The 11,464-nt window shown below is 70.1% G+C and carries 5 protein-coding genes; 3 read left to right on the forward strand and 2 right to left on the reverse strand.

From position 1 onward, the window contains the following. Positions 1-4: 4 nt before the first annotated feature. Both F5X71_RS04210 and F5X71_RS04215 read right to left on the reverse strand, forming a co-directional pair. On the reverse strand, positions 5-397 hold the full coding sequence (locus F5X71_RS04210; RefSeq protein WP_167460752.1) for an SCO5389 family protein: 393 nt from the start codon (positions 395-397) through the stop codon (positions 5-7). A gap of 63 nt (positions 398-460) precedes the next feature. Further along, on the reverse strand, positions 461-1,507 hold the full coding sequence (locus tag F5X71_RS04215) for a nitronate monooxygenase (RefSeq protein ID WP_174817010.1): 1,047 nt from the start codon (positions 1,505-1,507) through the stop codon (positions 461-463). Positions 1,508-1,758: 251 nt separating this feature from the next. On the opposite strand from F5X71_RS04215, the gene F5X71_RS04220 reads away from it, so the two are divergent. The 3 genes from F5X71_RS04220 (at position 1,759) to F5X71_RS04230 (ending at position 11,427) form a co-directional block, all read left to right on the forward strand. Beyond that, entirely contained in the window at positions 1,759-2,586 is an 828-nt protein-coding gene (locus F5X71_RS04220) for a M23 family metallopeptidase (protein ID WP_167460753.1), read from the forward strand. Between the two features lie 219 nt (positions 2,587-2,805). Beyond that, complete coding sequence (locus F5X71_RS04225) at positions 2,806-3,792, forward strand: LuxR C-terminal-related transcriptional regulator (RefSeq protein ID WP_167460754.1); 987 nt, start codon at positions 2,806-2,808, stop codon at positions 3,790-3,792. A gap of 255 nt (positions 3,793-4,047) precedes the next feature. Next, positions 4,048-11,427 carry a non-ribosomal peptide synthetase gene (locus F5X71_RS04230; protein ID WP_167460755.1) on the forward strand — a complete coding sequence of 2,460 codons (7,380 nt, stop codon included), beginning with the start codon at positions 4,048-4,050 and terminating at the stop codon, positions 11,425-11,427. Positions 11,428-11,464 lie beyond the last annotated feature (37 nt).

Raw genomic sequence — 11,464 nt, forward strand, 5'->3', positions numbered from 1 at the left:
CGGATCAGCAGTTACGCAGCTCCGGGCTCTGATTGAGCAGCTGGGCCCTGGTGCCGATGAACGTGCTGTAGGTCTCGCCGCCGACCGCGGCGATCGGGAAGGCCGCCACCCGGTGGCAGTTCTGGAAGGCGAGTTTCACCCCGAAGTGTCGTTCCAGGCCGCCGCGGATCGCGTCGGACGCCATGGCGCGCAGCAGCTGGCCGCGAGCCACCTCGTCCGGCGGTGGGACCACGTTGTCGGCGAATTCGGCTGTGCCGCTGTGCAGTTCGCCTGCAACGCGGCTGACTACTTCCCAAGCGTATGGCAGTGAGTTGCGGACGCATTCGACGAAATCGGCGTCGTCGACTTCGCCGCGTTCGGCGCGTTCGAGCAGGGCGGCGGGGACATCGAGGGACATAGCGCTCTCCTCCGAGGGTGGATGGCTTGTGCGATGCGTCTCGATTCTAATCGAAAGTCGTTGTCAACAATCCTGGATTCGCTGCGAAAGTGCTGCTTTCAGTGCGGTTTTCGTATCGGCAGCCAGGGTCCTGACCAGTTCGCCTGCCGGTAGCTCGGCGGTCAGTGAGTGGGTCTGCCCCGCCCACAGGTTCACCTTGTCCTGGTTGCCCGCCGTGCGGGCGGCGGCCCGCAAAGGCGCGGTGGCGTAATGGATCTCCGGGTACGCGACGGGGGCGGTCGCGGTGTGCTCGGTCATGAACCGGTTGCGCAGGCCACGCGCCCGGCGGCCGGTGAATGCTCGGGTGAGCATCGTCGGGGTAGGCGTCTCGAGCGCGGCCCGGTGCACCGGATTGGTGCCCGCCTCCGGACAGCGCAGGAACGCCGTGCCCAGTTGCGCGGCGGCCGCGCCCGCGGCGAGTGCTGCGGCGATGCCGGCGCCCGTGCTGATGCCGCCGGTGGCCACCAGCGGCCGGTCGGTCGACGCGCGCAGTAGTTGCAGCAGGGCGAGCAGGCCGAGTGGATCGGTGGCGTCGTCGGCGACCCGATCGACGAAGGTGGCGCGGTGCCCGCCCGCCTCCGCCCCCTGTGCGACGAGCACGTCCACGCCGCGCTCGACGGCGATCGCGGCCTCCGCGGGCGAAGTGATGCTCACCCAGACCTCGGAGCCCGCGTCGTGCAGCCGGGCGATCTCCGCGGCGGTGGGGCAGCCGAAGGTGCACGAGACAACCGCGACCGGGTCGGCGACGAGCAGGTCGAGCTTGGCGTCCCACCCGTCGGTGTCGTACTTGGCGGTGCCGACCTCGTCGTCGCGGCCGAGCTCGGCGAGATAGTCGGCGAACTCGGCGGCGGGGGTCGCGGGGCCGGGCACGAAGAGGTTCACGCCGAAGGGGGCGTCGGTGGCGGCGCGGGTCGCGGCGATCCGGGCGGCGGTATCGGCGGCGCCGAGGTATCCGGCGGCCAGGAAGCCGAAAGCGCCGACGTTGGTGACGGCGGCGGTCAGCTCGGGCGTCGACGGTCCGCCTGCCATCGGAGCGAGCACGATCGGGATGGTCAAGTCGTCGATGATCACGGCTCCAGTGTTGCCTACTGGCCGTGCGACCCGTTGTTTACCTGCGTCTTTCGAGCAGAAGGTTGCGGAATGGTCACGCCGGGGTAGAGTTCCCGTCACAACGGATGCCAAACCGTTACATCGCAAGCTTGACCGGATCGTTACCGAACCGGCGGCCCGCGAACCGGCCCGGCTCCGCTGAACCACTGTTCTTCGGACGCAAGGACGCAGCTGTGTCGCACCACCGGGTAGGCCCCAGTTCCATTACCGTCATGAGCCTCATCGGCGATGATATTTCGGGTCGGCCGACGCGGCATCGCGCCGAGTCGACCACGGCCGATCGCGTGAAGGTCGCCGCCGGTGTCGCGGTCGCCACGGGTGCCCTGATCGGCACCGTGAGCCAGGTCGCCCCCGCGGTCGCCAGCCCGCTGCTGCCCGGCGCGCACGACAGTGACGAAGCCGACGCGCCGATCGTGGTGAAGGGCACCGGCATGCTGCCGGTCACGCAGGCCAAGGCCGCCACCCCCGCGCCAGAGGCGCCCGCCCCCGCCGCGCCGGTCGCCGACCAGATCGCCGCCCCCATCGCGGGCGCCCCGTTCGGCCTGCAGAACCTGCCGCCGGAGATCGCCGGTCCGCTGGCGCAGGCCGAGCAGATCCTCAAGGGCGTACAGCAGCAGGTCGCGCCCGCTCCGCAGGCCGCGGTTCGCCCGGTCGCCGGTGAGATCAGCTCCGGATTCGGTAGCCGCTGGGGCGCATTCCACTACGGCCTCGACTTCGCCGATAACCTCGGCGCACCGATCCACTCGGTCAGCAACGGCACCGTGATCGAGGCGGGCCCCGCCTCCGGTTTCGGTCTGTGGGTGCGCGTGCAGCAGGACGACGGCACCACCGCGGTGTACGGCCACGTGAACGAGATGCTCGTGCGCGAGGGGCAGCGGGTCAACGCCGGTGACGTGATCGCCACCGTCGGTAACCGCGGCCAGTCCACCGGACCGCACCTGCACCTGGAGATCTGGGACCAGGGTGGCAGCAAGATCGATCCGATGCCATATCTCGCGGCCAAGGGTGTGCCGTTGCAGTGGGGACCTTCGGCCCACTGATTCCGCTGTCCGGCTTGATATTCCAGCGCTTCCCCCGGCTATTGGCGTGCAGTGTTCCCCACGAAACCCAATCGGTCATTAGGCTCGATTCGTGATCGAGCGAACGTGGGGCACAGCACGTCCGGTCGCGGTGACACCGGGGCCCGCGAGGTTCGGCCGTGAGCGAGCGTGGCAACGTACTTCGCGCACAGCGGAACCGAGCGTCGGCGAGGTGTGGTCGTGACTGAGTTGGGCGACATCTTCGAACCCGGGTCTGCGCACGGGCGCACCTACGCCGTGCTGGTGCATCATCCGCGGTCGAGTCTGGCCGACATCGCGCAGTATCTCGGCGTCGCCGAGGATGTCGCCGCGGCTTCACTGGATGTGCTGTGCGAGTTGCGCGCCGCCGTGCGGGTGTCCGCTGCGGATGGCGAACCGGTGGTCTGGGACGCCCATGCCCCGGAGTCGTTGTCGGAGGCCGAGGCTCGCCGCAGGCAGCAGCAGATCAACCAGATGCACACGGCCGCCGCACGGCTCAGCGAGACGTTCCGTTCGGTGCGCCGCTCGCCGCGCAGCAACGGCGCCGTGGTGCCGGTGTTCGAACGACTGGAAATGCTGGCCGATTTCGAGGAGATGCAGACCAGCGCGCGCACCTGCGTCAAGCTCGTCGAGCGCGGGCCCTATCTCAGCGATCTCGACCGCGAGCGACAGTTGTTCCAGCTCAAGCGCAGTCGGCTCGGTGACGGGATCCGCTACCAAACCCTCTATCAGGACACCATTTACCAGGACCCCGAGCGCCTGCGGCACGCGTTGTCCACCAATGCCAGTGGGGCACAGGCGCGCACGTTGCCCGAGCCGCCGTTCAAACTCATCATCAGCGACGACGAACGCGCTAGCCTGGTGCTGCACGTCGACGAACGTCGCCCGGACCCCATGGGATTGCGGATCACCGGCTCACCCGCGCTGGACCTGCTGGTCAAAACGTTCGATGTGCTGTGGTCGCTGGCCGCTCCGATCTCGGTGAACCCGACGGCGGAGGCCCTCGACGAACGAGATCGCGCGATCCTGACCCTGATGGGTCTCGGTGCCACCGACGACACCATCGCGCGCAGGCTCGGCATGTCGCGGCGTACCGTGGTGCGCCGGACCGCGCGACTGCTCGAGCGGCTCGGCGCGAGTACCCGCTTCCAGGCCGGTGTGCAGGCGACCCGGCGCGGGTGGCTGTGAACTAATTCACCGATCCGGGAACCCCTGCAACAAGACCGGTCGGATACCGATATAAATCCTGGCATCCGGCAAGACAGCGCTTCCATGGGCGCGCGGACCGCCGCCAGAGCGGGCCGTATCAATCCAAGACAGCACGCGTGGGCACCGATCAGTCCCTTATATGATTGCTCGGAACCGCGCTGGCCCCGGACGATACGCCCTCGACATCTGGGCAGGGCCGGGTCCTAGCTCGACGCGAGAGGTGAATGCACTCGAATGGAAACTGCCCGTCGTTCCGCTCGTGGTAGCCGTCGCCGCAGGTCGGGCAGCCCGCTGTTCGGGCAGTTGCTGACCGCCGCCGTCGAATCCGCGGCCACCGAGGTCGCCATCCGATTCAACCCGTCGGGCCTGCCCGACGACGATCGCCAGCTCACCTACGGCCAGCTCGACGCCCAGTCGTCGCGGCTGGCCAGGGAACTGATCGAGCGCGGCGTCGGACCGGGCGACGTGGTCGCCATCGGCATCGCCCGCAGCTTGGAATCGGTGGTCGCCGTGTGGGCGATCGCGAAAACGGGCGCGGCATTCGTTCCGGTCGATCCTGCCTACCCGACCGACCGGATCAACCACATCCTGGCCGACTCCGGCGCTTCGGTCGGCCTGACCACCTCGGCGCATCGCCCGGTGCTCGGCACCGGCGTCTATTGGATCGAGCTGGACGACCCGGTGCAGTCGGCCCGCATCGCGGCCCGCCCCGAACACCCGATCTCCTACACCGACCGGGTGCGCCCGCTCGACGAGCGGCACCCGGCCTACGTCATCTACACCTCCGGCTCGACCGGTCGCCCCAAGGGCGTCGTGGTCACCCACAGCGGCCTGGCCGGTCTGGTCGCGGCCGAGCGCGACCACTACGACGTCACCGCCGACTCGCGGGTGCTGCACGTGTGCTCGCCGAACTTCGACGTCTCGGTGCTGGAGCTGCTGCTCGCGTTCTCCTCGGGGGCGACGCTGGTGATCGCGCCGCCGTCGGTGTTCGGCGGCTACGAGCTCGCGGATCTGCTTCGGCGCGAACGGGTCACGCACATGCTGATCACGCCGGGTGCGCTGGAGTCGGTCGATCCGGCCGACCTGGACGACCTGCGCGTCGTCGTGGTGGCCGGCGACAAGTTCGGCCCTGAGCTGCTCAACCGCTGGGCGGGCGAGCGCGAGTTCTACAACGGCTACGGTCCCACCGAGGCCACTATCCTCGCCACGAGCACGCCGCGGCTGGCCCCGGACGAGCTCATCACCATCGGCACCGCGATCCCGGGAGTCGGTGCGTTCGTACTGGATTCGCGGCTGCGCCCGGTGCCCGCCGGTGTGGTCGGCGAGCTCTACCTCTCCGGGCCCGCGCTCGCGCAGGGCTACCTCGGTCGCCCCGGCCTCACCGCGGAACGCTTCGTGGCCAGTCCGTTCGGCGCCGACACCGGCAACCCCGGCGGGCGGCTGTACCGCACCGGTGACCTGGTGCGCCGCGCCGAGGACGGCGGGTCCATCGAGTATCTGGGTCGTTCCGACTTCCAGGTCAAGATTCGTGGCTTCCGTATCGAATTGGGCGAGATCGACAACGCGCTGACCGCGCACCCGGACATCGACTACGCGGCGACGCTCGGCAAGACGCTGCCGTCGGGTGCGACCGCGCTGGTGTCCTACGTGCTGCCGCGCCCTGGAACCACCGTCGACACCGGACAACTCGCCGAGTTCCTCGGCGAATCCCTGGCCGCGTACATGATTCCGGCCGCCATCATGGTGCTCGACGAGATCCCGCTGACCCCGGTCGGCAAGCTGGATCGCGCGGCGCTGCCCGCACCGGTGTTCGCCGCCAAGGCTTTTCGCGCGCCGTCCACGCCGGTCGAGGAGATCGTCGCCGACGTGTTCGCGGCCCTGCTCATGGGGGGCGACGAGGGACGCGTCGGCGCGGACGACGACTTCTTCGAACTCGGCGGCAATTCACTGCTCGCCGCACAGGCCGCGGCCCGGATCGGGTCGGCGCTGAACGTGCGGGTGCCGGTGCAGTTGCTGTTCGAGGCCACGACCGTGGCCGCCCTCGCCGAACGGGTCGAGCGGCACGCGGGCTCGACCGCAGGCCAGGCATTGCACGCGCGGCAACGACCGGCCCGGGTGCCGCTGTCCTATGCGCAGCAGCGGATGTGGTTCCTGAACCGGTTCGACCCGGCCAGCGCCGTCAACAACATCCCGGCCGCCGTGCGGCTTTCGGGCCGACTCGACCTCGACGCGTTGCGCGCGGCCGTGCGCGACCTCGCCGAGCGGCACGAGGTGCTGCGCACGCGGTACCCGGATGTCGACGGCGAGGGCTACCAGCAGGTGCTGCCGATCGGCGACCCGCAGGCCGTCCCGGAGTTCGTGGTCGAGCAGGCCACCGAGGACCGGCTGCCCGAGCTCGTCGCCGCCGCGGTGACCGCCGGATTCGACGTGACCGCCGCGCCGCCGGTGCGGGTGCGGGTGCTCGTGCTCGGGGAGACCGAGCACGTGCTGGTCTGCGTGGTGCATCACATCGCGGGCGACGGCTTCTCGATGGCGCCGCTGACCCGCGACCTGATGGCCGCCTACCTGGACCGGATGCGCGGGGGCGCGCCGGAATGGCCGCCGCTCGAGGTGCAGTACGCCGACTACGCGCTCTGGCAGCGCGAGGTGCTCGGCGCCGAGGACGATCCGGAATCGGTGCTGGCCCAGCAGATCGCCTATTGGCGGGCCGAATTGGCCGCGCTGCCAGAACAACTGGAGCTGCCCGCCGATCGCCCGCGTCCCGCGGTGGCGTCCAACCACGGCGCCACGCTCGCCTTCGAGATCGACGGCTCGGTGCACGCCGCGCTGAGCCGGCTTGCGCACAGCCATAATTCGACCCTGTTCATGGTGGTGCACGCGGCGCTCGCCGTGCTGCTCGCGCGTCTGTCCGGTACCAGGGATATCGCCGTCGGCACGCCGGTGGCGGGCCGTGGTGAGGCCGCGCTCGACGACTTGATCGGCATGTTCGTCAATACCCTTGTGCTGCGCACGGATATCGATTCCGGCGCGAGCTTCGAGGAGCTGTTGCGTGCGGTACGCCAGACCGATGTCGAGGCGTTCGGCCACGCCGACGTGCCGTTCGAGCGGTTGGTGGAACTGCTGGATCCGGCGCGCTCGGCGGCCAGGCATCCGCTGTTCCAGGTGATGCTGACCTTCCAGAACCTGGCCAGGACCGAGCTCGAACTGCCCGGCCTCTCGGTGGCCGCGATCGATCTCGCGATGCCGCTGGCCAAGTTCGATCTGCAACTCGCGCTGGTCGAGCGGATCGATCGGCACGGTGCGCCGGAAGGGATCTCGGCGGCCTTCACCTATGCCACCGACCTGTTCGACGAGGCGACCGTGCAGGACTTCGCCGATCGCTTCGGCCGGATCCTGGCCGCGGTCGCGAGCGACGCCACGGTGACCGTCGGTGACATCGACGTGCTCGCCCCCGGCGAACGCGAACTGGTGCTGCACGAGTGGAACAGCCCCGGTGTCGCGGTGCCCGAGGTGACGCTGGTCGACCTCATCGGCGCGCAGGCCCGCGGCCGCGCGGACGCGAGCGCGATCCGTTTCGGCGACACCACTTCGGCCCACCCGTCGCCCGACCACCACTCCCCAACGAGTCGCTCCGCGACGCTTACTTATGGTGAGCTGCAACGTCGGGCGAACCAGGTGGCGCGGGCACTGATCGCGCGCGGCGCGGGCCCGGAATCGCTGGTGGCCGTTGCCGTTCCGCGCACCGAACAGCTGCCGGTCGCGTTGCTCGGTGTGCTCGTCGCGGGTGCGGGTTATCTGCCGATCGACACGACCTACCCCACGCAGCGGCTGGAGTTCATGCTCGGCGACGCCGCGCCCGCCTGCATTCTGACCACCGCGAGCGAGCTGGAATCCGTTCCCGCGGGCGATATTCCGGTCGTCCTGCTGGAGGAGATCGGCGAGTTCGCCGACGCCCCGGTCCGCGCGAGCGAGCGGCGCGCGCCGCTGCGCCCGGACAACCTGGCCTACGTCATCTACACCTCCGGTTCGACGGGTGTGCCGAAGGGCGTCGGTGTCTCGCACCGCAATGTGGTGCAGTTGTTCGCGAACACGCAGATGATGTTCGAGTTCGACGAGACCGACGTGTGGACGCTGTTCCACTCGTTCGCCTTCGACTTCTCGGTCTGGGAGCTGTGGTGCGCGCTGGCCAACGGCGGCACCGTCGTCGTGGTCGACTACCTCACGTCTCGGTCGCCGGAACTGTTCCGCGAGTTGCTGATTCGCGAACGGGTCACCGTGCTCAACCAGACCCCGTCGGCGTTCTATCAGCTGGCCGAGGCCGACCGGGCCGCCGAACCCGCCGAGCTCGCGCTGCGCTATGTGGTGTTCGGTGGTGAGGCACTGGACCTGCGCCAGTTGCAGCGCTGGTACGAGCGCTACGCGGTGGACGCGCCGTGGCTGGTCAACATGTACGGCATCACCGAGACCACGGTGCACGTGTCGTTCCTGTCCCTGGACGAGCAGATGGCCGAGAACGCGGCCAGCGTCATCGGGCGCGCGCTGCCGGGTCTGGACGCCTACGTGCTCGACGATCGGGTGCATCCGGCGCCGGTGGGTGTCGCGGGCGAGATCTATGTCGCGGGCGCGCAGCTGACCCGTGGTTACCTGGGTCGCCCCGGCCTGGCCGCGAGCAGGTTCGTGGCTAATCCGTTCGGCGCGCCGGGTTCTCGGATGTACCGCTCCGGCGACATCGGCCGCTGGGTCGGCTTCGGTGGACAGGCGACGCTCGAGTACGCGGGCCGCGGCGACCAGCAGGTGCAGTTGCGCGGGTTCCGCATCGAGCTCGGCGAGATCGAGTCGGCGCTGCTGCGCTGCCCCGGCGTCAGCCAGGCGGTGGTTCTGGTCCGCGCGGACGAGCACGCGGGCGACCGGCTCATCGGTTACGTGGTGCCCGATACCGGGGCGCGGGTCGACTCGTTCGAACTGCGTGACCAGGTGTCGGAATTCCTGACCGGCTACATGGTCCCCGACGCGCTCGTCGTGCTGGACGCGCTGCCGCTGACCCCGAACGGCAAGCTGGACCGCAACGCCCTGCCCGCACCGGAATTCGCGAGCGCAGCGGCGTTCCGCGCGCCGAGTTCGCCGGTCGAGCAGGCGGTCGCCGAGGTGTTCGCCGGATTGCTCGGCGCACCGGAGATCGGCCTGGACGACGACTTCTTCGGGCTGGGCGGCAACTCGCTGCTCGCCACCAGGGTAGTCGCCCGGATCAACGAGGCGTTGGATGCGAATCTCGTTGTGCGGGAGCTGTTCGAGGCGCCCACCGTGGCCGCGCTGGCCGCGCGCGTGGTGCCGGGCGCGGCCAAGGCCGCGGGCGCGCGCCCGCCGCTGGCCCGGGTGCAGCGCGGCGACCGGGTGCCGCTTTCGCTTGCCCAGCAACGGATGTGGGTGCTCAACCAGTTCGATCCGGAATCGCCCGCCTACAACATCCCGATGGCGATCCGGCTCAGCGGCGTGCTCGACGTGCCCGCGCTGCGCAATGCCGTCGCGGATGTGCTGGAGCGGCACGAGGCCCTGCGCACCCGTTACCCGGCCGATCCGTCGGGCGTGGCCTACCAGGAGATCGTCTCGGTCGGCGAGGCGTTGCCCGGCGGCCTCGAGGTCGTCGAGACCGCCGACCCGATCGCCAGGATCACCGCGCTGCTTTCGGCCGGATTCGATGTGACACAGCAGGTTCCGGTGCGCGCGTTGCTGCTCGCGGTCGGGCCGGACGAGCACCTGCTCGCGCTGGTCGTGCACCACATCTCCGCCGACGGCGCCTCGATCGCGCCGCTCGCCCGGGACATGGTGACCGCCTACCTCGCCAGGGTCGGCGGCAATTCGCCGCGCTGGTCCCCGCTGGAGGTGCAGTACGCCGACTTCGCGCTGTGGCAGCGCGCGGTCGTCGGCACCGACGAGGACCCGGAATCGATCGCGGCGCAGCAGTTGGCGTACTGGCGCAGGCAACTCGACGGGCTGACCGGCGAGCTGGCGCTGCCGCTGGATCGCCCGCGTCCCGCGGTGCCATCGATGCGCGGCGCCTCGACCGGCTTCGCCGTGTCGCCCGAGGTGCACGCCGCGCTGGTTCGCATTGCGCGCGAACACAATTCGACGCTGTTCATGGTCGTGCACGCGGCGCTCGCGGTGCTGCTCGCCCGGCAGTCGAACAGCACCGACATCGCCATCGGCACGCCGATCGCCGGCCGCGGTGAGCGGGCGCTGGACGAGTTGGTCGGCATGTTCGTCAACACGCTAACGCTGCGCACGGCGGTCGAGTCGCGGTCGAGCTTCAGCGAGCTGGTCGACCGGGCCAGGGAGACCGACCTGGCGGCCTTCGCCAACGCCGACATCCCGTTCGAGCGCATCGTCGAGGTGGTCGTGCCCGGTCACGCGACCGTGTACAACCCGCTGTTCGGCGTCGTGCTGTCGTTCCAGAACAACGAGCAGCCGACGCTGGAGCTGCCCGGCCTGACCATCGCCGGTCTGGACAGCGGTGAGATCGCGGCGAAGTTCGACCTGCAGGTCAACGTCGACCCGCGGCATCGCCCCGACGGCACGCCGGACGAGCTGATCACCGCGATCACCTATGCCACAGACCTTTTCGACGAATCGACGGTGCAGGCGCTGTGCCGCAGGCTGGAGCGGATCCTGACCGCGGTGGTCGCCGACCCGCAGGTGCGCGTCGGCGATATCGACCTGCTCGACGAGCAGGAGCGCGAACGGGTGCGTTCGGCGGCCGAGGCGGTGCCGGAGTTCCGGGCCGAGAGCGCGCCCGCCACCACCGGCACCGCGCTGACCCAGGCACTGACCGCCGTGGTGGAGGACGATCCGGACGGACCCGCGCTGGTCTCCGGTGAGGATGCGGTCTCCTATGCCGAACTCGATGCCAGGTCCTCGCGCCTGGCCCGGGTGCTGGCGGCGCGCGGCTGCGGACCCGGCGACGGCGTCGCCGTCCGGCTCGACCGCGGTGTTGACGCGGTCGTCGCGATGTGGGCCGTGCTCAAGGCCGGTGCCGCGGTCGTCGCGCTGGCCTCGGTCGAGGACCCGACGCCGGCCCAGTTGGTCGTCAAGGTCGGCCTCACCGACGCCCAGGTGCACGGGTCCGGCGAGATCGATTGGCTGGTGCTGAGCGACCGCGCGGTGGCCGCGCAGATCGCGGCGGAGTCCCCGCGACCGGTGACCTACGCGCATCGCACCAGGGTGCTGCGTGGCACCGACCCGGCCTTCGTCGGCGCGCGCACGATCGACTACGACGCGCTGGCCGGCGCGGTGGACCGTTTGCGCACCGACACCGAGCTGACCTTCGAGTCGCGGACCTGTCTGCTCGGCGGGCCCGCGGAACTCACGGTGCTCGAGGCGGTGGCCGCCGGTTCGGCCGGTGCCGCGATCGTGCTCACCCCGACCGCCGGTGCGCCGACCGACGTCCTCGCCGACGAGTGGGTCAGCCACCTGCTGACCGACGCCGCGGGGCTCGATACGCTTGACCCGGCGGCCCTGGAGGATCTGCGGGCCGTGGTGCTCGCCGATGGGTCCGACCCGGGCGGGGCGTGGTCAGCGGTGACCGTGCTAGCCCTCGGCGATCTTCTGAAAGTCGGGTAGCAGACCGACGGGTATGGGGTGCAAGCCCCAAAAAACA

The organism is Nocardia brasiliensis (genome assembly GCF_011801125.1).
In the GTDB taxonomy this organism is placed as follows: Bacteria; Actinomycetota; Actinomycetes; order Mycobacteriales; family Mycobacteriaceae; genus Nocardia; species Nocardia brasiliensis_C.